The sequence below is a fragment of the Parasalinivibrio latis genome (assembly GCF_036825535.1).
Taxonomy (GTDB): Bacteria; Pseudomonadota; Gammaproteobacteria; order Enterobacterales; family Vibrionaceae; genus Parasalinivibrio; species Parasalinivibrio latis.
The window spans coordinates 936,663-960,824 of sequence record NZ_CP098812.1 but is presented as its reverse complement, the minus strand read 5'-3'; the positions used below and the strand labels follow the sequence as shown (position 1 = coordinate 960,824).

23 protein-coding genes and 1 pseudogene are annotated in these 24,162 nt (G+C 50.8%); 11 read left to right on the top strand and 13 right to left on the bottom strand.

Annotation, left to right across the window (positions count from 1 at the left end; translation table 11 throughout):
- Positions 1-39 precede the first annotated feature (39 nt).
- A complete protein-coding gene (lipB, locus tag NF212_RS04665) occupies positions 40-681 on the top strand; it encodes a lipoyl(octanoyl) transferase LipB (RefSeq protein WP_434359280.1) in 642 nt (213 codons plus the stop codon).
- A 2-nt stretch (positions 682-683) separates the two neighbouring features.
- A complete protein-coding gene (gene lipA, locus NF212_RS04660; protein ID WP_434359278.1) occupies positions 684-1,649 on the top strand; it encodes a lipoyl synthase in 966 nt (321 codons plus the stop codon).
- 17 nt (positions 1,650-1,666) lie between these two features.
- On the opposite strand, the gene NF212_RS04655 is transcribed toward lipA, so the two are convergent.
- Complete coding sequence (locus tag NF212_RS04655) at positions 1,667-1,810, bottom strand: hypothetical protein (RefSeq protein WP_434359276.1); 144 nt, start codon at positions 1,808-1,810, stop codon at positions 1,667-1,669.
- Between the two features lie 86 nt (positions 1,811-1,896).
- On the opposite strand from NF212_RS04655, the gene NF212_RS04650 reads away from it, so the two are divergent.
- The 3 genes from NF212_RS04650 to NF212_RS04640 all read left to right on the top strand — a co-directional run bounded on the left by NF212_RS04650 (position 1,897) and on the right by NF212_RS04640 (position 3,222).
- Entirely contained in the window at positions 1,897-2,211 is a 315-nt protein-coding gene (locus tag NF212_RS04650; RefSeq protein WP_434359274.1) for a hypothetical protein, read from the top strand.
- Positions 2,212-2,333: 122 nt separating this feature from the next.
- On the top strand, positions 2,334-2,519 hold the full coding sequence (locus NF212_RS04645) for a zinc ribbon domain-containing protein (RefSeq protein ID WP_434359272.1): 186 nt from the start codon (positions 2,334-2,336) through the stop codon (positions 2,517-2,519).
- Between the two features lie 70 nt (positions 2,520-2,589).
- Entirely contained in the window at positions 2,590-3,222 is a 633-nt protein-coding gene (locus NF212_RS04640) for an HAD-IB family hydrolase (protein ID WP_434359270.1), read from the top strand.
- A gap of 39 nt (positions 3,223-3,261) precedes the next feature.
- Here NF212_RS04640 and NF212_RS04635 read toward each other — a convergent pair whose 3' ends face one another.
- Entirely contained in the window at positions 3,262-4,005 is a 744-nt protein-coding gene (locus tag NF212_RS04635) for a class I SAM-dependent DNA methyltransferase (protein WP_434359268.1), read from the bottom strand.
- Positions 4,006-4,199: 194 nt separating this feature from the next.
- Between NF212_RS04635 and NF212_RS04630 the strand changes: the two genes are divergently transcribed.
- The gene (locus NF212_RS04630; protein WP_434359266.1) at positions 4,200-5,018 is read left to right on the top strand and encodes an urea carboxylase-associated family protein; all 819 of its coding nucleotides are present in this window, start codon (positions 4,200-4,202) and stop codon (positions 5,016-5,018) included.
- A 20-nt stretch (positions 5,019-5,038) separates the two neighbouring features.
- Here NF212_RS04630 and NF212_RS04625 read toward each other — a convergent pair whose 3' ends face one another.
- Complete coding sequence (locus tag NF212_RS04625; RefSeq protein WP_434359264.1) at positions 5,039-5,833, bottom strand: ParA family protein; 795 nt, start codon at positions 5,831-5,833, stop codon at positions 5,039-5,041.
- A 221-nt stretch (positions 5,834-6,054) separates the two neighbouring features.
- On the opposite strand from NF212_RS04625, the gene NF212_RS04620 reads away from it, so the two are divergent.
- A complete protein-coding gene (locus tag NF212_RS04620) occupies positions 6,055-6,426 on the top strand; it encodes a VOC family protein (protein ID WP_434359262.1) in 372 nt (123 codons plus the stop codon).
- 72 nt (positions 6,427-6,498) lie between these two features.
- Here NF212_RS04620 and NF212_RS04615 read toward each other — a convergent pair whose 3' ends face one another.
- The 6 genes from NF212_RS04615 to NF212_RS04590 form a co-directional block, all read right to left on the bottom strand.
- Entirely contained in the window at positions 6,499-7,752 is a 1,254-nt protein-coding gene (locus NF212_RS04615) for a glutamate-5-semialdehyde dehydrogenase (RefSeq protein ID WP_434359260.1), read from the bottom strand.
- Positions 7,753-7,764: 12 nt separating this feature from the next.
- Positions 7,765-8,982 carry a glutamate 5-kinase gene (proB, locus tag NF212_RS04610; RefSeq protein ID WP_434360826.1) on the bottom strand — a complete coding sequence of 406 codons (1,218 nt, stop codon included), beginning with the start codon at positions 8,980-8,982 and terminating at the stop codon, positions 7,765-7,767.
- A 43-nt stretch (positions 8,983-9,025) separates the two neighbouring features.
- Positions 9,026-9,430 carry a sigma factor-binding protein Crl gene (gene crl, locus NF212_RS04605; protein ID WP_434359258.1) on the bottom strand — a complete coding sequence of 135 codons (405 nt, stop codon included), beginning with the start codon at positions 9,428-9,430 and terminating at the stop codon, positions 9,026-9,028.
- A 101-nt stretch (positions 9,431-9,531) separates the two neighbouring features.
- Positions 9,532-10,776, bottom strand: a complete 1,245-nt coding sequence (gene frsA / locus NF212_RS04600) for an esterase FrsA (RefSeq protein ID WP_434359256.1) — start codon at positions 10,774-10,776, stop codon at positions 9,532-9,534.
- A 263-nt stretch (positions 10,777-11,039) separates the two neighbouring features.
- Positions 11,040-11,504: a xanthine phosphoribosyltransferase gene (gpt, locus tag NF212_RS04595; protein ID WP_054670265.1), complete on the bottom strand. Its 465-nt coding sequence runs from the start codon at positions 11,502-11,504 to the stop codon at positions 11,040-11,042.
- 62 nt (positions 11,505-11,566) lie between these two features.
- Entirely contained in the window at positions 11,567-12,856 is a 1,290-nt protein-coding gene (locus NF212_RS04590) for an NCS2 family permease (protein WP_434359254.1), read from the bottom strand.
- An 819-nt stretch (positions 12,857-13,675) separates the two neighbouring features.
- Between NF212_RS04590 and NF212_RS04585 the strand changes: the two genes are divergently transcribed.
- Together NF212_RS04585 and NF212_RS04580 are read left to right on the top strand one after the other, a co-directional pair.
- Positions 13,676-15,316 (top strand): methyl-accepting chemotaxis protein, encoded by a 1,641-nt coding sequence (locus tag NF212_RS04585; protein ID WP_434359252.1) that lies wholly within the window; start codon positions 13,676-13,678, stop codon positions 15,314-15,316.
- A gap of 147 nt (positions 15,317-15,463) precedes the next feature.
- A complete protein-coding gene (locus NF212_RS04580) occupies positions 15,464-16,921 on the top strand; it encodes an aminoacyl-histidine dipeptidase (RefSeq protein WP_434359250.1) in 1,458 nt (485 codons plus the stop codon).
- 284 nt (positions 16,922-17,205) lie between these two features.
- Here the strand turns inward: NF212_RS04580 and NF212_RS04575 are convergent, their stop codons facing one another.
- The 4 genes and pseudogenes from NF212_RS04575 to NF212_RS04560 all read right to left on the bottom strand — a co-directional run bounded on the left by NF212_RS04575 (position 17,206) and on the right by NF212_RS04560 (position 21,877).
- Complete coding sequence (locus NF212_RS04575) at positions 17,206-17,961, bottom strand: hypothetical protein (protein ID WP_434359248.1); 756 nt, start codon at positions 17,959-17,961, stop codon at positions 17,206-17,208.
- A 420-nt stretch (positions 17,962-18,381) separates the two neighbouring features.
- Positions 18,382-18,712: pseudogene (locus NF212_RS04570) on the bottom strand (integrase); the annotation flags it as partial.
- Between the two features lie 437 nt (positions 18,713-19,149).
- A complete protein-coding gene (gene dinB / locus NF212_RS04565) occupies positions 19,150-20,226 on the bottom strand; it encodes a DNA polymerase IV (RefSeq protein ID WP_434359246.1) in 1,077 nt (358 codons plus the stop codon).
- Between the two features lie 163 nt (positions 20,227-20,389).
- Positions 20,390-21,877 carry an aldehyde dehydrogenase gene (locus NF212_RS04560; protein WP_434359244.1) on the bottom strand — a complete coding sequence of 496 codons (1,488 nt, stop codon included), beginning with the start codon at positions 21,875-21,877 and terminating at the stop codon, positions 20,390-20,392.
- A 231-nt stretch (positions 21,878-22,108) separates the two neighbouring features.
- Between NF212_RS04560 and NF212_RS04555 the strand changes: the two genes are divergently transcribed.
- Entirely contained in the window at positions 22,109-23,443 is a 1,335-nt protein-coding gene (locus tag NF212_RS04555) for an aspartate aminotransferase family protein (protein ID WP_434359242.1), read from the top strand.
- 354 nt (positions 23,444-23,797) lie between these two features.
- Entirely contained in the window at positions 23,798-24,160 is a 363-nt protein-coding gene (locus NF212_RS04550; RefSeq protein WP_434359240.1) for a cupin domain-containing protein, read from the top strand.
- Positions 24,161-24,162: the final 2 nt, after the last annotated feature.

Sequence of the window (24,162 nt, the reverse complement as noted above, 5' to 3'; positions counted from 1 at the left end):
ATAATGCCCCAATGTATTTAAAGATTGGGTAGCACTTCGTTGTCAAACCGCCTTATCGTCCGCAACCTCGGCCGCCAGGATTACACCGGCACTTTTCAGGCCATGCATGACTTTACTGATCAGCGCACTCCTGAAACCACTGATGAGCTCTGGCTTGTAGAGCACAACCCGGTATTCACCCAAGGCCAGGCAGGTAAAGAAGAACACCTCCTGAGCACAGGCGATATTCCTGTGGTAGCCAGTGACCGGGGTGGACAGGTAACCTATCACGGTCCGGGGCAACAGGTCGCTTATGTCCTTGTTGACCTTCGCCGCAGAAAACTTGGCGTTCGTGAACTGGTCACCCATATTGAAGATACTGTTATAAATACGCTCGCCCATTTCGGTATTACCTCCAATGCCCGCCCGGATGCCCCCGGTGTGTATGTCAACGGAGATAAGATCTGTTCGCTTGGCTTGCGTATCCGGCGCGGATGCTCGTTCCATGGACTGGCCCTAAATATCAATATGGACCTCGAGCCTTTCCTGCGTATCAACCCTTGTGGCTATGCCGGTATGGTAATGACTCAAACCGCAAACCTGGGGGGACCAACGTCTCTTTCTGACGTTCAGCCTGTATTGGCAGACAAGTTTTGCCAATTGCTCGGCTATGATGATGTTGTATTAACGGAAAGCAATTAACTATGAGCAAACCTATTGAAATGGAACGCGGCGTTAAGTACCGCGATGCCGACAAAATGGCTCTGATTCCGGTAAAGAACATGCCGGCGGAGCAGAAAGAGATGCTGCGCAAACCTGCGTGGATGAAAATCAAGCTGCCTTCAGACAGTAAGCGTATTCAGGAAATTAAATCTGCAATGCGCAAAAACAACCTTCACTCAGTGTGTGAAGAGGCATCGTGCCCTAACCTGGCAGAGTGCTTCAACCACGGCACAGCGACCTTTATGATCCTCGGCGCCATCTGCACCCGTCGCTGCCCGTTTTGTGATGTTGCACACGGCCGTCCGCTGAAGCCGGATACTGAAGAGCCAAAGAACCTGGCTAAAACCATCAAGGACATGAAGCTGCGATATGTTGTCGTAACCTCTGTTGACCGCGATGACCTGCGTGATGGCGGTGCCCAGCACTTCGCTGACTGTATCCGTGAAATCCGGGCAGAGAACCCTGAAATCCGTATTGAGACCCTGGTTCCGGATTTCCGCGGCCGTATGGACCGTGCACTGGAAGTACTGAAAGACAACCCGCCAGACGTCTTCAACCATAACCTGGAAACTGCGCCGCGCATGTACCGCCGAGCTCGCCCGGGAGCCAACTACCAGTGGTCCCTTGACCTGCTGAAGCGTTTCGGTGAAATGCACCCGGACATCCCAACCAAGTCCGGCCTGATGATGGGCCTTGGTGAGACCAAGGAAGAAATCATTGAAGTGCTCAAGGATCTGCGAGCCCATGGCGTAACCATGCTGACACTGGGGCAGTACCTGGCACCAAGCCGTCACCACCTGCCGGTAGAGCGCTACGTGCCGCCGGAAGAGTTTGATGAGCTGAAGCAGATTGCACTGGATCTGGGCTTTACCCACGCGGCTTGTGGCCCGTTTGTTCGCTCTTCATACCATGCTGACCTTCAAGCTCAGGGTATGGAAGTAAAATAAGCCGGCTTCCTGACCTATCAGAAAAGGCGCTCCGGCGCCTTTTTTCTTTTCTCCCTTGCCAACAGCCTGGCCGCGCATCCCCACAGCCCCAAAACTGCCCCCAAGATCATTAGACCGTCCGGCATTACAATTTGTTGCGCAAATTTTTTGAGCAACATCATCAGATCTTTCCGATATTCTCTATCCAACAATTAACATACTGTATAAGTGACCAGTTAATAAGGTCGCCACCCGAGAGGAAGAGATCATGAAAAAGGCAATCGCTGCAGCTGGATTACTGCTCGTCTCCACTGCATTTTCAAGTGCTCATGCTGCGAATCTTACTATCTCAATCCAAGCGCTTGAAGGTGACGCAATCCTCACAGTAAAACAAAATGGGACACCGGTAAAAAATGCAATTGTCATTGCAGAAGGACAGAGAGCAAAGACCAGCGCAAACGGACGTGCAAGTATTTTACTTACCTCCCCAACACGTCCCCACTCAGTTAAATTCGTAATCACAGCACCCGATGGCAGTTCAAAAACTGTTACCCGCTTTGTCTCCAAAGAGCAACGGGGGTAATGCTTAAATCAGAGTCCGCCAAAAGGCGGGCTCTTTTTTAATGCTTCAGTCTGGCCGGAATACCGTCAAATCCCTGAACCGGGTCTACGCTAAAAAGAGTGTCATCGTCTGATAGGTGCAAAATGGCTTTTGAATACATCTGTATGCGTTGCGGCAACTCTGACTACGAAACAGCTGACTTCCGCTCAGCCGGAAGTTTATGGGATGCCCTCTTCCCTACCAAAAAGAAACTCTACCTGGCGATTACTTGCACCCGATGTGGCTATACCGATATCTACAAACGAAAACCTGAAAATAATGGTTCCTGATTTGCTGTCGCCATAAGGTTTATGGTGGAATCACGCATTCGACCACCTTTAGCGATTACGGGAAATCATCATGAACCTGGCCCTGTTTGATTTTGATGGGACCGTCACCACCGAAGATACATACACAAAATTCCTGTTCTTTTCCGTATCTAAAGTGCGCCTGCTGCTTGGCGGATTGTCGGTTCTCCCGGTGATACTGCTTTACAAACTGGGCTGGTTACCTGCATCCAAAACCCGGCCTGTACTGTCTAAAGTTGCATTTTGGAGAAGGAAGTCATCCGAAGTACAGGCACACGCAGAACAGTTTGTATCTGAATATCTGCCCGGCGTTATAAGAGAGCAGGCAATCGAGCAGATCAACTGGCATAAACAGCGTGGCGACACGGTAATTATCGTCTCAGCAAACCTGGATATTATTCTTTCCATCTGGTGCAAGCAGCACGGCCTTCAATTGGTATGCAGCGAGCTGGAAATGAAGCGAAACCGGCTGACAGGCAATTACACGAAGGGGGACTGCAATGGTATCCGGAAGGTTTCGTATACCCGAAAAGCCATAGATTTCAGCCAATACGAGACTATATTTGCGTACGGGGACACAAAGGAAGATCTGCCGATGCTGGAGATGGCTGATATCCGGTATTTCCGCTGGGAAGCCTATGCTGATATCAACAACCTGAGGGAAGTGGCCAAGGAAGCAACTTAAGGGAACGAGAGCCCACCGCTGCCGGTGAGCCCCACTACGTTATATTTTCACGCAGGCAAAAATCGCGTTGCCGGATTTGTTATCCCAAGGCATGATTTTTTCATAGTCATGCTCGAAGATATGCACATCGAAAAACGGGGTCAGCAGCTCCTTCATTTTATCAAATGTCAGGGCAACCATAGGGTGCTCATCCTGCCAGGAAAGGGTTTCGTCACCGGTCTTTTTGTCGATACTCAACTTGAGTGACTGGCGCTCACCTTCCCCGCTGTAGTGCCAGCCGGACTGGAAGGTAAACTCACTCTCTTCGTAATGCGCTGAGTGACGGACGAAAGAACGGTTGTCGATCTTATCCTTATCCACCAGGTTAAAGCAGAACACGCCGTTTTCTTTCAGTGCACTGTGTACGCTGGCAATACAGGCTTTCAGTTTCTCAATGCCATCATTGTAGTGGATGGAATAGAGGAAACAGGTGATCAGGTCCAGCGGCTCATCGACCTTAAACTGGCTCATGTCCTGCAAGCTGAATGTGGCTTCCGGGCAACGTCCCTGAGCCAGGTCCAGCATCGGCTGGTTAATATCCAAGCCACTGCTCTTGTAGCCATAATCGATAAAGTAACGTACATGCGGACCGGTGCCACAAGCGAGATCAAGATGGTTTTTGCCGTCATTGCCAAGCAGTTGGTGAAGGCGTTTGATGCTGTAGCTTTGTGCCTCATAGTTAATATCAGCACACATTAAATCGTAGTAACCGGACAGGTCAGTATATAAGGCGTTAGTCGACATATTTGCCTGAAAACAGGGCCTGAAAAATGAGGGTGGCGCATCATATACCAACCCTGAATTTTCGCGAAACATTTTAGCGGTTATTTGACCATCTCTTTCCGCCTCTTTGCTACCCGGAACTTTCCTTGCCCTTACCGGGGCATAGACGTATGCTCAATGCCGTATCCCCACCCTATTCCGCAAAGGAGTCGGCAATGTCCGATATGCAAGATCCGCTGGATATGCCCATCAGTGACTGTAATGAAGCACCGGCTGATGCTGCAACACGCCGAAAGGCAAAACCGTACATCTGTGTAGAAAATGAAGACCTGCCAAGGTTTGACCGGCCTTTCTACCGGGCGGTACGTGCAACGGCAAAAAGAGTTACTGCACTGGAAGTACCGGCAAAAGAGGCTGGCTGTTTTAACGTACCGGCCGGCAGCCTGTTTCGGATCTCCTGCAAACAAGGGACTCAGGTTGCCTGCCTGAACCTGTGGCAAAAAGACAACCTGAATGAACACCTGTCAACATCAGAGACCCGCTCCAAGCACGCAACCCATATATCAACCGGGGATCGTCTGTGGAGTAACCCACCATATGCTCGCCCTCTGGTGACTGTCACTTATGATTCACTGGCTTGGTATGGCTGGGATGAAGTAGATGGTGCCGGGGTGCATGATGTTATTGGCAGTTTGACACCACACGATTGCGCATCACTTGGCAATCCGCTTGCCGGGGAAAAAGCCCAGCTATCCCCCCATAATGGCCTGAACATTTTCAAATGCTCCGGCTTTACAGCAGACAGCCATCAGTATTTTGTGAAAGCCAGCCCTGCACGAAAAGGGGATTACCTGGAACTGTTTGCTGAAACCGACTTGCTCGTTGCACTGTCAGCCTCGCCACAAGGCGATTTCAGCAATCCCCACAGCCATGAAGCGCAGTGCCACCCATTGACCGTAGAGGTTTTCAGCCCCGATCCGTCGGTGCTTGAAGGCTGGCAGCAGTTTCAGCCCAGCGGTTACAAACCGGACTGATAAATTCTGGGGTTCCCTGTTCAGGCTGCCCCATTTTTTTCCTTCAACTTTGCTTCCATCTCCTCCCACAAAGTTTCAAATTGTTTTGTCAGTTTGTGGGCGGGAAAACCATAAACCAAGGGGCACTGGGTGAAATGCGACTCCTTCATCTTGATGGACTGGGGGATATAAGGCTCAAGGACCGGCAATCCCAGCTCTTTCACGGACTCAATGATTTGGCGGGGGAAATTGGCTTGGGCATTGAACATATTCACGACAATACCTTCCAGCTCAAGCGCCCGGTTATGGTCGTCACGCAACTCGGCAAGGTTATCCAAAAGTGTCATCAACGCCTGTTGTGAGAAACTGTCACAGTCAAAAGGGATAAGCAGTTTGTGGGCAGCAATTAAGCCGGCTTTACTGTAAAAGTTCAGGTTTGGCGGGGTATCGATATAAATACGGTCGAACCCGGATTCCAGCTCATCCAGTGCTTCACGGAGTTTATAGATTTTGTATCGCCGCTCCAGTTCACCTTCTAGGGCTGCAAGCTTGGGGCTGGACGGAATCAGGCAAAGGTTTTCAAACTGTGTAGGATGGGGGAAGTCTTTAACCGGTGTAGACATAGAGAACCAGGAGGCGGTCTGACTCAGGAGGTCTGCAACCGTCTTGTCACTTTTTTGCTGGATATCATAGCCCAGGTATTGGCTGGTATTTCCCTGTACATCGAGGTCAACAACCAGGGTTTTCAGCCCTTGGGCAGCACTGATAGCCGCCAGGTTAACCGTGATACTCGATTTCCCTACCCCACCTTTCTGGTTGAAAATAATCCTGCGCATCCTTGCTCTCCCGCACACTTTTTAAAAATAACCAGGTTAAATTATGCGCAATATTTCATAACCTATTAAGCGATCTATGCCGCACTTTTTTGGATTCATCCTTTTGATTTGAAACACTTGTTCTTTATCAGCAATTCCTTCCGGTTAAAAAGTCCTCCTGAAATCCCACGGCTATAGTAAATAGGCACTTACTGACAGCCATAAAAAAGGAGGGGAGCCCGGTGAAGTACAAGCTATATGCACAACGGATTTTCAGCTTCAAGTGGGACGAAAGTGTGGACTTTTACCAGACCATGGTTGGCCTGCCGGTTCGCTGTATCATTGACGATGCCGGATGGGCAGAGTTTGACCTCGGAGGAGCTGCACTTGCCGTAGAAAGGCAGGAACCCGGCGATGACGAGGCCCAGGAGCTTGTCGGCCGCTTTATCGGTATTTCCATCGAAGTTGAGGATATTGAAAACACTTACCGGGAGTTAACCGCCAAAGGTATCGACTTTTTACTGCCACCAGAGCCTCAGCCCTGGGGAGGGATGCTGGCACACTTCAAGGATCCGGATGGAAATGTCCTGACGTTGTTGCAAGGGCCGGCCTGAGCTTCTTTCGTACAGGCAGAAAAAAGGCGCCGAAGCGCCTTTTTGTCAGTGACACCTTCAATTCCGCAGGGATCAGCTGCGGCAGAGGTAATCAGCCTTACCCACCCACTTATAGGTAGTGAGCTCATCCAGGCCCATAGGTCCTCGGGCATGGAGCTTCTGGGTGGAAACAGCCACCTCAGCGCCCAGGCCAAATTGCGCACCATCGGTAAAGCGGGTTGAGGCATTCACATAAACAGCCGCAGAACCGGCACTGTTAATGAACTTCTCAGCATTTTGCAGGCTGTTTGTCAGGATGGCATCCGAGTGGCTGGCGTTGTGCACACGCATATGCTCCAGCGCTTCTTCAACATTGCTGACAACCTTGATACCCAGCGTGTAAGCCAGCCATTCGGTATCAAAATCCCCCTCTTCTGCATCACGCAGGGAATCAGCAGAACCGACAAAACCTTTCGCTGAGGCATCAGCAACAACCGTCACCTTGTCTTGGTTCAGGCGCGTTACCAGTGCAGGCAGGAATTCTGCTGCGACGGCTTCATGCACCAGCAGCGTATCCAGGGCGTTACAGGCAGAAGGACGCTGTACCTTGCTGTTGATTACCACGTCCACTGAACGGGTCAGATCAGCCGTCTCGTCTACGAAGACATGGCTGATACCGAAACCGCCGATGATAACCGGGATAGTGCTGTTCTCCTTACACATCTTGTGCAGGCCGGCACCACCACGAGGGATAATCATATCTACGTACTGATCCATGTGCAGCAGCTCAGCTACCAGCTCGCGGTCAGGCTTTTCAATGTACTGAACGGAAGCCGCAGGCAAACCGGTTTTTTCAAGCGCAGTCTGGATAACTTTCACCAGCGCCATGTTTGAGTGGAAGGTCTCACGGCCACCACGGAGGATACTTGCGTTACCTGTTTTCAGGCACAGGGATGCGATGTCGATAGTCACGTTAGGGCGTGCTTCATAAATCACACCGATAACGCCAATCGGTTCACGGCGCTTGGACAGGGTCATCCCGTTATCCAGCACGCAGGTATCCATTTCGGCACCCACAGGATCTTTCAAGGAAATAACGTTTCGCACGTCAGAGGCAATACCTTTGAGACGGGCTTCGTTAAGCATCAGGCGGTCCAGCAACGCCTCAGACATACCGGACGCACGCGCAGCATCCAGATCCTGCGTATTCGCGGCCAGGATGCTTTCCAGGTTGGCTTCCAGCTCATCGGCAATCACCGCCAGCGCCTGGTTCTTTACGGCTGTTGATACTGTTGCCAGCTGGTAGGCGGCTTGTTGGGCAGCTTGCCCCATCGCTTGTAAGCTCACAGTGGCTCCCTTTTAATCAATTACTACTAAATCATCCCGGTGAATCGCCACCGAGCCGTATTCAAATCCTAAAACTTCCAGGAAATCCTGGCTGTGCTTGCCGGCAATCTTCGCCAGATCTTTGCTGGCGTAACGGCAAATGCCACGGGCAAGAAGTTTACCTTCCTGGTCACAGACGCGGGCAACCGCACCGCGGTCGAAATTGCCGTCCACACGGGCAATACCCTTTGGCAGAAGGCTGCTGTGGCGTTCCATTACGGCGCTTGCCGCCCCGGCATCAATGTAAATTGTACCACCCGGAGGGGGACCGGCCAGAATCCAGCGTTTCCGGCTCTCAAGCGGTGAGGCCAGCGGCAGGAAGCGGGTACCGATCGTTTTACCGGCTACCAGATCCAGCGCCACATCCGGACGGCGTCCGGCTGCAATGGTCACCTCTATACCGGCACGGCGGGCAACATCAGCCGCCTGCAGCTTGGTTGCCATTCCGCCCGTACCCAGTCCGCTGACGCTGTCCCCAGCAAGTTTGCGCAGGGTTTCATCAATGGTACGGACTTCGCGGATTAATTCCGCTTCCGGGTTGGTGCGGGGATCGGCGGTAAAAAGGCCAGGCTGGTCGGTCAGAAGCAGCAATTTATCGGCTTCTGCCAGAATACCAACCAGGGCAGAAAGGTTATCGTTGTCACCCACTTTAATCTCAGCAGTGGCAACAGCATCGTTCTCGTTTACAACCGGGACAATGCCGTGGTCCAGCAGCGCACGCAGCATATCGCGGGCATTCAGGAAACGTTCGCGGTCATCAAGGTCAGCTCGGGTCAACAGCATCTGGCCAATATGGATGCCATAAAGTTCGAACAGGCTTTCCCATGTCTGGATCAGGCGGCTCTGTCCTACTGAAGCCAGCATCTGCTTATAAGAGACAGAGTTGGGCAACTGAGGGTAATCAAGGTGTTCACGGCCGGCTGCAATTGCACCGGATGTGACGACAATGACCTTGTGACCTTCCTTTTTCAGCATGGCACACTGACGTACCAGCTCTACCATATGGGCTCTGTCTAGTTTGAGAGAGCCGCCGGTAAGCACACTGGTACCCAGCTTGATAACAACTGTTTGCTTTTCAGCGTGAGTTTTATTCTCAGTTAGCGCGGTGTTGTCGCGCCCTTCATTATTTATATGATCGCCTGACATCGGACTGGTGGAAAATAAAAGAAAAAGAACCCTTCTTTTATCAATACCCAGCCCGGATAACAAGTGATTTTAGGCGGTTAAAAGAGAATCAGGCAGCTGAGCCCAAAGAAGCCTCTTTTAACGATGGCGCAGGTTGGACGTCGAGACTGAATTCTTCTTCAATCACAGACTTGAGTTTCTCATAGAATGAGGATGCTGTTGCCGACACCTCTTCTACGTATTTCGCAGGTACTTTATCGTTTTGCCAATTCCCGGCTTCGTCGAAACGACCAAATTGGTAACTGTACTCAAAACCGGTTTCGGTTGGTTTCAGCTCCAGCCACCAGCCCCAGAACTCACGCTTTTCCGGTGATTTTTTTGCATTGACACATACTGCCAGGCAATCAAAAAAGAACATTTCCTGGCTGGATTTCTTGTCCCGAAGGTACGGGCCAATCGCAGCAAACTTATTAATCAACTTACCGTATGGGGGGAAGCCGTTCTGTTCTGCCATAGAACCTCCTTGTCACTGTTATTCCTTTTTTAACAACTTATTATCAGTGACTCAAGCAGCTTGTTATGATGAATTTCCCACAATGATTGGTGAGTCATGTTTCATAATGTCTGTTTAAACCAGTCTACAGCCCGTTTGAGGGCTTCGTGATAGCCGTCATGTCTGCGGGTAGTTTTCACACTGACCGCTTTGCCACCTACGCTCCACATGGCCGCCATCTGGTTGTCACTGTGCGGGCAAACCGGGTCGTCTTTGAGACTCAGTGCCAGAATCGGCACCTGTGTCTTGCGCCCGCTCAGCAGCCCCTGATTTTTCAGGGACCACGCCTGCAACCGGGTAATCATTGATGCAGTTGGTTCAACACCGAGGCGCGATGCCATCATATCCAGGTACATCGGCGGCATTGTCTGCAGGCGCTTTCTGTCTGTCAGTGCACTGTGGAAAACACCACCAAGCGATACGCATGAGCTGATACGTTGCTGTTCAACAAATGAAAGCCGGATAGCCGCATTGGCGCCAAAACGCATCCCCATCACACCGATCCTGCCCGGCGCAACCCAAGGCTGGCGTTCCACTTCATCCAGCAAAGCCTGGTGCAGTGCACTGGTGTCTTCAGTGAAATTCCAGTGCTGGCTGTAGCCGACGGACGGCATATCCACACACATCATGGCAAACCCGGCAGGCGCCAGGTAGTTCTCAAACAGTTTCCACAACTCAATCTGCAGGGTATCCAGGCCACCACTGACAATAATGGTTGGCACCGGGTGATCCGTATGCGGCACCATCAGGAAACCTTGCAGCGCCTTGCCGTTAAGCCGGGTTTCAATACTGCGGACACGGTAAGGGCGAAGTGCAACCGCTTCCTTGAACGCCTTGTACGCCAGGGTTTCTGATTGCAACCCGAGCGGGTCCCCTTTCAGGTGCGGGTAAGACGCAACGGTAAAATAAATACTGGCTTTCATCCATGCGAGGAATGCCGCATCGAGGTCTTTTTTGTCTGCAAGCGCAATGGCGTCCCGCTGGTAACGCATACCGGCATTGGTCCACTCATAAACCCAGTTTCCCGAGCGGTTGCCAATAACAGTATCAAGCAGCCCTTCATGACTGCGCGGGTTGGTACTCGCGGCAATCCGGGCGAAGATCTCTTCCATCTCCAGGGGCTCGACCCCTTGCCATACCCATTGCGGACGGCGCAGCATCCGGTACCAGTTCGCTTCATTTTCACCGTCAATAGGGTTACTGAATGGCGACTTGACCAAGCTGCCAATAAGCGTTGATGTTTCTGCGGCCTCTTTCTGTTTTTTGAATAGTTTGATTGAGAGGTTTTCTGATTCTGAAGATGTCACGCATCCTCCGGTAGGTCTGTATTGCTGTCCAAATGTATATCGAAACTGCAGCTGTATACCGAAAGTGACCGGATACAGAAGCTGTCTGGATATACTATCCCGCATCAGTGCGAATTTACGTAATTGGGCGCACAATTTAGCCCGGATTTCCCGGGAAATTCGCTACATCATACCCCCAAGACAGGCCGGTGCATCAATCCATAGAGAATTAAGCACAAAAAAAGGCCCCGGAGGGCCTTTTTGCTAATTCAGTTGGCGAGGGATTATTCCTTGCGTGAAGCGATTGGCTCAACGAAAGTTACACCCATATCCCAAGGCTGTTCAATCCAGGTATCCTGCGGGATGTCTACAACATAGTCATCAACCAGGTGCTTGCCTGCAGGCTTGGCACATACGGTTACAAACCACGCTTTTGGATACATTTCGCGAATGGCCTGAGCAGTACCACCGGTATCAACCAGATCGTCGATCACGATGAAACCTTCACCATCACCTTCGGCTTTTTTCAAAACCCGCATATCGCGTTGGTGGCTGTGGTCGTAGCTGGAGATACACACGGTATCTACATGACGAATGCCCAGCTCACGCGCCAGAATCGCCGCTGGTACCAGACCACCACGGCTAACCGCGATAATACCGGTCCATTTATCTGCAGGCAGCAGACGTTCCGCCAGTTGACGGGTGTACATCTGCATATTATCCCAGGTAATTACAAACTTATTGGCCATAAACAACAAACCTCGTGACGATAGTCGTCAACTATAGTTCAAAACCGCTCATCCAAGAACGATTAAAGTAATACGAATTTTAAGAAAAACAGTGCAGCAAGTACCCATACACCAATGTGTACTTCGCGTCCCTTACCACTGAACAGCTTCACAGCACAGTAAGAGATAAAACCAAGGCCGATACCGCTGGCAATGGAGTAAGTCAGTGGCATCAGCAGACACACCACAACAACAGGTGCCGCTTCAGTCAGGTCACGCCAGTTCACACTGACAAGGCCGGACATCATCAGAATCGCCACATAGAACAGTGCACCGGCAGTCGCGTACGCAGGAACCATACCTGCCAGAGGCGAAAGGAACAGCGCAGCCAGGAACAGGATACCAACCACTACCGCAGTCAGACCGGTACGGCCACCTTCAGCAACACCGGCAATACTTTCAATGTAAGACGTGGTGTTGGAGGTACCCAGCATCGCACCGACAGAAGTTGCAGTACTGTCTGCCAGCAGCGCACGGTTCAGGCGCGGCAGTTTACCATCTTTGTCGAGCAAATCTGCGCGCTGTGCCACACCAACCAAAGTTCCTGCCGTGTCAAACAGGTCAACAAACAGGAAAGCAAACACGATGCTGATAAGGCCCACTTCCATTGCACCGGAAAAATCCATCTGCATGAAGGTTGGCGCAATGCTTGGCGGCATGGAAACCACGCCCTGGAAGGCAACGTTTCCAAAGACAACGCCCAGGCCGGTAACAATCAGGATGGCAATCATTACTGCACCCTTGATACCACGGTGAACCAGGCCAATAGTCAGGAAGAAGCCCAGAGCTGCCATCGCAGGGGCAAATGCGGTGATATCCCCCATGGCAACCAGGGTCGCCGGGTGGGCAACCACAATGCCGGCGTTTTGCAGGGCAATCAGGGCAAGGAAGAGTCCGATACCGGCTGAAATACCCGTGCGCAGCGAAACTGGGATGGAATTGATGATCCACTCACGGATTTTCAGGACACTCAGGAGAATAAAGCAAAGGCCTGAGAGGAATACTGCCGCCAGTGCCACCTGCCAGGTGTGACCCATTTGCAGTACAACGGTATAAGTAAAGAAGGCGTTCAGACCCATGCCCGGAGCCTGAGCAACCGGATAGTTAGCCAGAATACCCATGACGAAACAGCCAATGGCGGCTGCAAGACAGGTAGCCACGAAAACTGCGCCGCGGTCCATGCCGGTTTCCGACAGAATCGCAGGGTTTACGAAGATAATGTAAGCCATGGTCAGGAAGGTAGTGAAACCTGCGACCACTTCAGTACGAACTGTCGTACCGTGCTCTTTGAGCTTGAACAAATTCTCTAACATCTTCTCATTTCCCTGTGTAAAAACCCTGATTTCACCCGATGCGAAAAAAGGAAAACGTTTGCCTAAAGAAATTGGCGCGGATTTTACTCGCTGACGCAAACGATTTCCAGCGCGATAAAGACAAGTTAGAACAATATCTAAGCAATTGAAGTGTAAAGTTCGTGCTTCGGTAAGAAAAAGACAGAAAATGTGTGTTTCAGGAAGGAAAAAGTAGTGAAAGGTGCGTTTCAGAAAAGAAAAACGCCACCTCATAGGGTGGCGTCGAGTGGCAAAGCCAAAAAATATAATTCGGGGGTGAAACTTGTTTACAGAAATTCGCTTAAGACTTTTTGTAGCCAAATGCGGCTGGGTACTGGAATGAACCTGTGTAGACAGATCGCTGGTTCCAATACGCATTAGAAGACATGCCTTGCATAACAATTACCTCAATCAAAGTGCCCAATACATGCGTTTGCATGGCTCAGTTCCATGGAGCTGTCCGGTCATCATGACCACGAATTGATCTCGGTTCCCTGGAGGCATACCGGTTCAGTCCCTGAACAAAAAAGCAACGCTCGTTTCTCTATCATGTTTCGGTTGCATTATAGCCATCGCGTAATTTAATTACAACTTAAAAGTGATCAAGCTCACATAAATTCACCGCGCATTCAAATTACGGCCATTTTTGGTAATTTAATTACATTCAGATTCAAGAGTTGATCTGCTTGGAAAATATGCAAATCAAGCAGTGAAATGAGTCGCAACCTTGGTAGAGTATTGGCCTGTGGAAAATGCTATTCGCAATCTATTACAAAAAATTCAACACGGAAGTACTGACTTATGGCCTCAACATACCTTCGCCGATATCCCATTTTCACTCGCATCTATTTCCTCGTGTTCCTGGTTATCCTTGCACTGCTCGTTCCAGCCGGGTTCATATCATCAGACTATTACAGTGCCATTCTCGACGGTAAGAAGGTTAAAACGCAGAACCTGGTAGAAGCTGCCTACTCCATAGCGGAAGAATTCCACCAAAAAGCCAGCAACGGCGAAATTACACAGGAAGAGGCACAAAAGATGGCCTTGGTAGCCATTGGCGCCCAGCGTTATGACGGCGGTAACTATTTCTGGATTAACGACAGTACCCCAAAGATGGTGCAACATGCCGTTAAACCGGCATTGAACGGCAAAGACCTCTCCAGCTTTAAAGATCAGCAGGGCAACCTGATGTTCAACCAGATGGTAGATATCACCCGCAGGCAAGGGGAAGGGTTTGTTACCTACTACTGGGCAAAACCGGGCGGTGAGGAAGCCGTACCCAAACTCTCTTTCGTCAAGAAATTCGGCCCTTGGGACTGGATTATCGGCACCGGCATCTACATTGATGACGTGGAAGCCATGTACAACGACCAGCTGATCAAGCTTGCTGAAGACCTGCTGCTTATTCTGGTTGTCGCATCCCTCGCGGCGTGGTGGATTGGCCGTTCCATCTCAGTCCCCAGCAAGGCAACAGCCAATGCGCTGCACAACATTGCTGACGGCGACGGTGACCTTACCCGCCAGTTGGAAGAGTCCGGCCGGGATGAACTGACAGAAATTGCCCGCTTCTTTAACCGCTTTATCAGCAAAATGCGCTCAGCAATATCCGATTTGGGCCCAGTGACCGCGCAGGTCAGCGAATCTGCCTCTCATATCAGAAGCGCCTCGGAAAAATCCACCGCCCTAGCCCGCCAGCAGAGCATGGAGCTGGAAAGCATTTCCGCCGCAGTGAATGAGCTGCTGGCGGCCAACCAGGAGGTGGCGTCGTCTGCCGAACAGACATCCCGCTATTCCGAAGAAGCAACCGCCGCCTGCCAGCACGGGCAATCGGTCCTCTCTTCTGCCAACAATGAAATGGCCACCCTTGCCCGGCTGCTTAAGGAAACGGCCACGGAAGCTGAAACCCTGGCTGAGGAATCCCACAACGTCGGCACGGTACTGGACGTTATCCGCAACATCGCAGAGCAAACCAACTTGCTGGCCCTCAACGCCGCCATCGAGGCAGCCCGCGCCGGTGAACAGGGCCGGGGTTTTGCCGTGGTTGCTGATGAAGTACGGACACTCGCCACCCGTACCCAGGCCTCTACCGATGAAATCGAGCAGATTGTCCTCAGCCTGCAAAAGCACGCCGGAGCGGTAAAGCAGCGCATGGTGGACACCCAGTCGCAATCAGCTACCACTGCTGAGCACACCAATGAGGCAATTAACGCACTGGAAACCATCGACCAGCGTGTCCGCCATATTGATGACCAGAGCACTTCCATTGCCCAGTCATGCTCACAGCAAGCGGCAGCCACCGAAGAGATTAACGTTAACCTCAACACCCTGGCAGAGCACAGCCGCAGTACGGTTGAACAGGGCGAGGCGATGAACGGGCAGAGCGAACAGCTAGTGGTGATTGGCGATCAGCTTAGAGCGACGGTTTCACAATTTAGGGTGTAATCTTCCCTCCAACCGTAGAGACGGAAAAAGGTCAGTGGTATGCTGTGGCAACGCTATTTATTAGCCCACATATACCAGAAAAATGTCTGAGGGCAGGATATCCTGTTCTCAGACTGATGTTTTTCAACCTATTCAGGGGAGAGACCTGTGTCAGACATCAGCAACCTTTCACCACAACTGCTTTGGCAGTTCTTCGACAAGATTTGCTCTATCCCACACCCATCAAAGCACGAAGAGAAAGTTGCACAGTTCATCGTAGACTGGGCAAGCTCAGAGGGCCTTGAAGTACGCCGTGATGAAGTGGGTAACATCTTCATCAAGAAGCCTGCAACACCGGGCTTTGAAAACCGTCGTGGTGTGGTGCTGCAGGCACACATGGACATGGTTCCCCAAAAGAACGAAGACACAGAACACGACTTCCTGACCGACCCTATCCAGGCTTACGTTGACGGTGAGTGGGTAACCGCCCGTGGTACCACACTGGGTGCTGACAACGGTATCGGCCTGGCATCTTGCCTGGCAGTACTGGCAGACAAAACCGTTGAGCACGGCCCGCTGGAAGTTTTGGTCACTATCGACGAAGAAGCCGGTATGACCGGTGCATTCGGCCTGCAACAAGGCTGGCTGGAAGGCGACATTCTGCTGAACACCGACTCTGAGGAAGAAGGCGAAGTCTACATGGGCTGTGCTGGCGGTGTGAACGCACACATGACCTTCAACGTTGAGCGCCAGGACATCCCTGCCGGTCACGTTGCTGTCCAGCTGCAACTGAAAGGCCTGCGCGGCGGCCACTCCGGTTGTGATATCCACACCGGCCGTGGCAATGCCAACAAACTGCTGGCCCGCTTCCTGTCCGGCCACGCTGAAGAGCTGGGCCTGAAGATTGCAGAAATCACCGGTGGTACCCTGCGCAACGCGATTCCTCGTGAAGCCTTCACCGTTGTTGCCCTGCCGGAAGAGAACAAGCAGAAGCTGGCTGACCTGTTCGCCCACTTCGAAGCCATGGTGAAAGAAGAGCTGGCAGCCGTTGAACCGTCTATCGAGATGAACATCAACGCAGCGGAAGCCCAGACTGTGCTGGCCCCTCAGGACCAGGCGCGCTTTATCGCTGCCCTGAACGCCTGCCCTAACGGTGTAATCCGCATGAGCGATGACATCAAGGGTGTGGTTGAAACCTCACTGAACGTGGGCGTTATCACTACCGAAGGCAACACCATCACCGTACTGTGCCTGATCCGTTCGCTGATCGACACCGGCCGTGACATGGTAGAAGGCATGCTGGCCTCTGTAGCCGAACTGGCGGGTGCTGACATCGCATTTGACGGCGCATACCCAGGCTGGAAGCCGGATCCGGATTCCCAGATCATGCACCTGTTCCGTGAAACCTACGAAGAGATGTACGGCCGCATCCCGAACATCAACGTGATCCACGCCGGCCTGGAATGTGGCCTCTTCAAGAAGCCATACCCTGACATGGACATGATCTCCTTCGGCCCAACCATCACCGGTGCTCACTCACCGGATGAGCAGGTAAACATCAAAGATGTTGCCCTGTACTGGGACCAACTGGTTACCCTGCTGAAGCGCATTCCTGAGAAAGCGTAACCGGCAAACCGGTAGAAACAAAAAATCCCGCAATTGCGGGATTTTTTGTGGGTGTCTTGCTTGAACAGACTCTTATCGCCACATCAATACCCTGAAGCCAACACAGTTGTCGATCCTGCGAAGGCAGGCATCCTGTATGGTGCAGAGAAGATTTATATTGGGACATTTTCAATTTAGAAGAGGAAGACGCGTTCCCTAAATTCGCATAATTGCTGGTATCCAAAAAATCAAAATGCCACCGTTTCGACCAGTGGCAAGTATGATTACACCTTGTGAGCGTATAATTAAATGCGGCCAGCTTGTTTTAACCACCACTCAGGCGCCCAACTTGTAGCGTTATTTGCAAATACAGGAGACGCGACAGAAAAATTAAACCGTAATGATTTAATGGTTGAGTTACTTTCATCATTAGCATGCATAGAGTGCAACCAGTAACCGAAATAGGACTTAAAATCGATATGATCCCCGATTTTGTGTGAGCAATTATCCATTAAAGAACGATAGTAATGCCCTAACGAAACTAGCAAATAGCCCAACTCACGATGCTGATTAATGTCGGATTCTAGTAAATCATATCCGATTTCTTTTATTTTATCTTTATATACAGCCCAACGTGTAAGCCATTCAATCTTGTGTAAATCTGAATTAATATCAACCTGAACAAACAGCAGAGAAAAAAGTTCTTCAGCAATTTCGTCTTTACTAAATTTATGAACTCCAGGGAGGTTATTTCTCTCTATTTGAGTTATATATAAATTTTCAGGAAACTCTGGTTCTTTGTAAGACAGATCGCGATAGTATTCACTTGCTTCGACACAACTCAATAATACGGTTTTTATTTCCTCACAATAGGATTCAAGGGGATGTGTTTTTTTAACCGAAAGTTTACTACTTTGTAAAACATTATAGTAGTCCTGATAACCCAACTGTTTAGCGATGATGTTCAAACAATCGTTATAACATTTTTCAGGTTCTGATTTACTGAGGCATTTGGCTTGTTTTTTTACGTGGGATACTAAATTTTGTTTATGATTTGACATGACGCTTTCCTATAGCCTTTGAGCAAACAGCGCACCCCTCGCCGCACCCAATAGGCACGAAAGTCTATTAAACAAAATACAAACAAGTGATTCTCTATAGAGATTTGCCTTGGGGTGGGCTGGCGTTCATGAAAAGCCGCGACTATTTTGCGCGATCTCATATCATGATGTCAATTAATTTCAGCATGTTATTTTAGAAACTTCTCCCTAGATTTATAGCTTTATCAAGTGGTAAGCTTATTTCAACGCATATATGATTTCTCATCATTGCCTTGATTACTAATAAATGAAGAATCAGTTCCATATCTGCTAGTAGTGAAAATCGGGCTGTGTTCTGGCGGGATTTACCTGTGTACTGTTATGTAAAATAGGAATGGACATAGGCTTTTCGATGGTAGCGAAAAGCCTATATCAATGCCTCTAACAGTCAGTTAACTCTGAAAATCTCAAAGTGTCTTTCTGTTCAACGCCAAGGTAACGAATCGTATTTTCTAGCTTCGAATGGCCAAATAAATCTGTACCACCGTATTATTTTTTGTTTTGGCATATATCAAAGAAGTTTTGGTGCGACACATTGAATGGGCTCCATAATATTCTGCATTCACCCCAGTTTTACAGTCTAATACCTGATAAACAAACGATAAAATGAGTAACTGAAAGGTTGCTCTTTACGGCGACAATGTGGAAATAGAAAACTGCTTGCATCTAGGGATACAGAGTAGAGCCATTGACTGATACTCTGCTGCCTTCTAAATAGCTGTTCCTAATAGTAGGTCATTCGCCGGTGACTAGAGACTAAAGGGATTGCATAAGTACCTGCTTAACACTTTGTAATGCAAGTCTGTCATAGGGAACATGGTTTGTAGCTCGGAAAAATGCAATAAATGCCAGATGTAGCATAATTAGGAATAGTTATTTAGGAGTAATTTCATAGTGTACATCAGTGCCCCTTTTTGCTGAATGCATTGAAGTCTTTAATAAATCACTCACTCTCAGCTTACTATCAATAGCTAGGTTTAGCAGAGCAAGCCAAATACACAGTAAATAAAACTAAAACTAAATCAAAATCACATTAACACGATACGAATGAGTGTTAGGTCTAACGCATAATATGCAAAACCTCCCCCGCCCAGAAAAACCGCGCGACATTTCCCCCTTTGCGGGAACGACATCAGGGGTTGAAAGATCTCACCACCCAAAACTCAACTGCGGTACATCCCCATCCTGGCAAATGCCCACCACCAACCCGACCAGCCGGATGCCTCGGCCTTTTTGGCGGCCCAGCGCTTCTTGCAGCAGGGGCTTGAAGTACTCTTTTTCCAGTTCCGGGTGGGTGTGTTCCACCGTGGTTTGCTGGAAGTCATCGAACTTGAGTTTTACGCCCTGGCGGAGGACGCGTTTGTCGCTTTGTACCCGGGCGAGGCGGGTTTCCAGCTCATCGTAAAGGGATTCAACCACATTCCAGCACTCATCCGGGGTTAAGATATCAGCTGACAGGGTACGCTCTACACCAAGGGACTTTCGTACCCTTTCAGTGACCACACCCCGGCGGTCGATTCCGTGGGAGCGTTGCCAGAGGGAGACCCCGAACTTGCCGAAATGCTGGATCATGGTTTGCTGGTTGCTGTGCTGGATGTCTTCGCAGGTTTTCAGGCCAAGGTCATGGAGCTTGCCAAGGGTGACATGCCCGACTCCGGGGATCTTTTCCAGCGGCAGTTTGCGGACAAACTCCGGCAGGTCATCCGGCGTTACCACACAAATGCCATTGGGTTTATTGATATCCGATGCCACCTTGGCAACAAACTTTACCGGTGCGACACCGGCCGAGGCCGTCAGGTTAAGTTCGCTCGCAATATCCCGGCGGATGGCTTCCGCAATCAGGGTGGCGGAGCCCTGGTACAGGGATGAACCGGTGACATCCAGGTAGGCTTCATCCAGCGAGAGCGGTTCGATTTTATCGGTATAGCGTTCAAAGATGGCCCGGATTTGGCGGGAAACCTCTTTGTATTTGGCCATATCCCCCCGGATAACCGTCAGGCGCGGGCAGAGCTTTTTAGCCCGGGCGGTAGGCATGGCTGAGCGGATGCCATATTTGCGGGCGACATAGTTGCAGGTTGAGATCACCCCACGCCGGTTGGCGTCTCCCCCTATCGCCAGCGGAATGTCCTTCAGCGACGGGTTGTCACGCATCTCCACTGCTGCGTAAAAGCAGTCCATATCAACGTGGATGATCTTTTTTTGGGGTTCGAGTTCAGCTTCGCTCATACTGTATAAATAATCAGTAAATGCAGAACTGTCAATATGGATTTTAGTGCGAGCGGCCCGTAGGGCTGAAATCAGAAACTTAGGCGTAAAAAAGCCCCCGTCAGACTGTACAACTGAGGGGGCAACCCAGACAGAAAAAAATTCGTTATTGCTTACCAGACCATTAGAGCGCGATCCAGGTCGCTTTGATTTCGGTGTACTTGTCAAACGCGTGGAGAGACTTGTCCCGGCCATTGCCGGATTGCTTGTAACCGCCGAACGGTGCTGTCATATCACCGCCGTCATAGTGGTTGACCCACACCATGCCGGAGCGGAGATCCCGTGACGTTTTATGAGCTTTGCTGATATCTGATGTCCAGACCGAGGCAGCCAGCCCATAATCAGTATCGTTGGCAATCGCAACGGCTTCTTCTGCCGTGTCGAAACTGATAACCGACAACACCGGGCCAAAAATTTCTTCCCTGGCGATGACCATGTTGTTGTTCACATTGCTGAACACAGTTGGCGCGACATAGAACCCGCCGGTACTTTCCATCACCTGTTCACCTCCGTGAACAAGTGCGGCACCTTCCTGCTTGCCGGATTCAATATAACGGAGCACGGTTGCCAGCTGGTCGCCGTCCACCACTGCCCCGTTCTGGGATTCCGGATCCAGTGGGTGCCCCGGATGCCAGGATTTCAACTCCTCGACCACCAAATCTATAAAGGTATCTTTAATGGAAGCTTCCACCAGCAGGCGGGATCCGGCGGTACACACTTCACCCTGGTTAAAGGCAATGGCGGAAGCGGCGGATGCGGCGGCGGCTTTCAGGTCTGGCGCATCGGCAAACACGATGTTCGGGCTTTTGCCCCCGGCTTCCAGCCAGACGCGCTTCATGTTGGACTGCCCGGCATAAATCATCAGTTGCTTAGCAATTTTGGTGGAGCCGGTAAACACTAGGGTATCCACGTCCATATGCAGCGCCAGTGCCTGTCCGACAGTGTTGCCGTAACCCGGCAATACGTTGAGCACGCCTTTTGGGATACCGGCTTCAACGGCAATCTGTGCAAGCCGGATAGCCGTCAGGGGGGATTTTTCTGAGGGCTTGAGCACCACGGAGTTACCGGAAGCCAACGCCGGTCCGAGCTTCCAGCAGGCCATCAGCATCGGGAAGTTCCACGGCACAATCGCAGCTACCACGCCAACCGGCTCACGGGTCACCATGCCGATTTCATTATGGGGGGTGGGTGCCAGCTCATCATAGATTTTGTCTACCGCTTCCCCAGACCAGCGGATGGCACGGGCAGCGCCGAACACATCTACGGCCTTGGAATAACGGATAGGCTTGCCCATATCCAGGGTTTCCAGCAGTGCCAGCTCATCGCTGTGTTGCTCTATCAGGTCGGCAAAACGGATCATCACCTTCTTGCGCTCTGCCGGGGGTAAATGTGCCCACACACCGGAAGAGAACGTTTCTCGTGCATTTTTCACTGCCTTGTCAGCATCGTCTTCCCCGCAGCTTGCCACCTTTGTAAGCAACCGGCCGTCTACCGGGCTCAGGCAGTCAAATGTTTCGCCCGATTCCGCCGGAATATATTCGCCGTTAACGAAAGCTTGCCCGTTGATGGACAGTGAATCTGCATACGCTTCCCATTCCATACGTGTCTTCATAAACGCTCCATGACATAACTGGCCTGTATCCGACCAGTCTGATCCAATTGACAGAAACCCTTGATACATAAATCATTTTTTGATGTTTCAATATATTTTACAGATAAGCCATATCTGTTTTTTTAAATGAACAAAAAATGATTTACCGTTCATTATATTTGACATAGTATGTCAAATATCACCTCGACAGCAACACTTGTTTAACATTACAACCCGGAAAGGAATCAGCTTATGTCACGCCAGTCCCATTTCGACACCGGAGCGCAACTGGATAACTTCTGGATGCCCTTTACTGCAAACCGTCAATACAAGTCCACACCACGCCTGCTGACAAAGGCTGAAGGCATGTATTACACCGATGCTGACGGTAATCAGGTACTGGATGCCACCTCGGGCTTGTGGTGCTGCAACGCAGGTCACGGACGCAAGGAAATCTCAAACGCAGTTGCGCGTCAGGTCGCTGATCTGGACTACGCCCCTACCTTTCAGATGGGCCATCCCCTGCCCTTTGAGCTGGCTGAAAGGCTGGCAGAAATCAGCCCCGGTGACCTGAACAAAATCTTTTACACCAACTCGGGATCGGAGTCGGTCGATACGGCGCTGAAAATCGCGCTCGGTTACCAACGTGCCCGTGGGCAGGCCACCCGCACCAAATTCATCGGCCGGGAGCTTGGCTACCACGGTGTCGGCTTTGGCGGTATTTCCGTCGGTGGCATCCCCAACAACCGCAAAACCTTCAGCAGCCAACTGCTGCCGGGCGTTGACCACCTGCCCCATACACTGGACTTGGAAAAGAACGCGTTCACCCGAGGCCTCCCGGAGCACGGCGCGGAAAAGGCCGACGCACTGGAGCAACTGATTAACCTGCATGGGCCTGAGAACATTGCGGCAGTTATCGTGGAACCCATGTCCGGTTCTGCTGGGGTCATCCTTCCCCCAAAGGGTTACCTCAAGCGCTTGCGCGAAATTACCCTCAAGCACGACATCCTTTTGATTTTTGATGAGGTCATTACCGGTTTTGGCCGTGTGGGAAGCGCCTTTGCCAGCCAGCAGTGGGAGGTGACGCCGGATATTATTACCACCGCCAAAGCCCTGACCAACGGCGCGATCCCGATGGGGGCAGTCCTTGTCAGTGACCGGATCCATGATGCCTTTATGAACGGCCCGGAAAACCTGATTGAGCTGTTCCACGGCTATACCTATTCCGGCCACCCGGTTGCCGCTGCTGCCGCTATTGCCACGCTGGATATCTACCGCGATGAAGGCCTGTTCGAAAAAGCCGTTTCCCTGGGTAAAGAGTGGGAAGAGGCGGTTCACAGCCTGGCTTCCCTGCCAAATGTCATCGACGTGCGTAACACGGGGCTGGTTGCCGGTATCCAGTTTGCGCCAAGGGAGGATGGTATTGGTAAACGGGGTTATGAAATCTTCAAGCACTGTTTCTGGAACGGCACCCTGGTACGCGCCAGTGGTGACATTATTGCCATGTCGCCGCCGCTTATTCTGGAAAGCAAGCACATCGATCAGGCAGTAAGCACACTTGAAAATGCTATCCGAGCTGTAAATTGATCAAGCGTGCCGCAAAAAGACCAACAGCGAGATCATGTAAAATCAGCCAGTTAATTTATGCAGCCGGGAAAATGATATTTCCCGGCTCATAAATGAGTATGAAATCAATAACAGAAACGTTATTTTGATCGGAAGTGGTGTTTTTTTGTTCGGGTAATGCCAATCAGCCCGGATGCAATGACATCGCTTCCTTTGAATTCGTATGGTTTCTCAGCCTGCGATTCACCAAGAGGAGGGCAGTCGGCAGGATAGATCCGAGAAGCGATCCCTGTTCCACTGCCAGATTACAGGAAGTAGTACCACTTACAGCGACAGTTTTTTGCACAGCAGTGGGTAAAGTTAAGAGCAATAGCCATGCAAACAGTACAAGATATTAAATCCCTTTCACACTCGGGACCTTTTGAAACCCCTTTTAGCCCGAGTCCCCTGAAGGTCGTTCACGGTAATCCGCTACAACAGATGGTGAACAGCTACACCAGCCCTTGCGGGCAATTCAACTCCGGCGTCTGGCAATCCTTGCCGGGCAAATGGAAAGTCAGTTATTCCGAGCATGAGTTCTGCCACATTATCGAAGGTGCATCCATTATCCGTGACACCGAAGGCAATGAGTTACTTGTGAATGAGGGTGACAGCTTTACCATTCCTGCCGGTTTTGAAGGTACCTGGGAAGTACTGAAACCCTGCCGCAAGATCTACGTGACCTTTGAGGCAGAGTAATT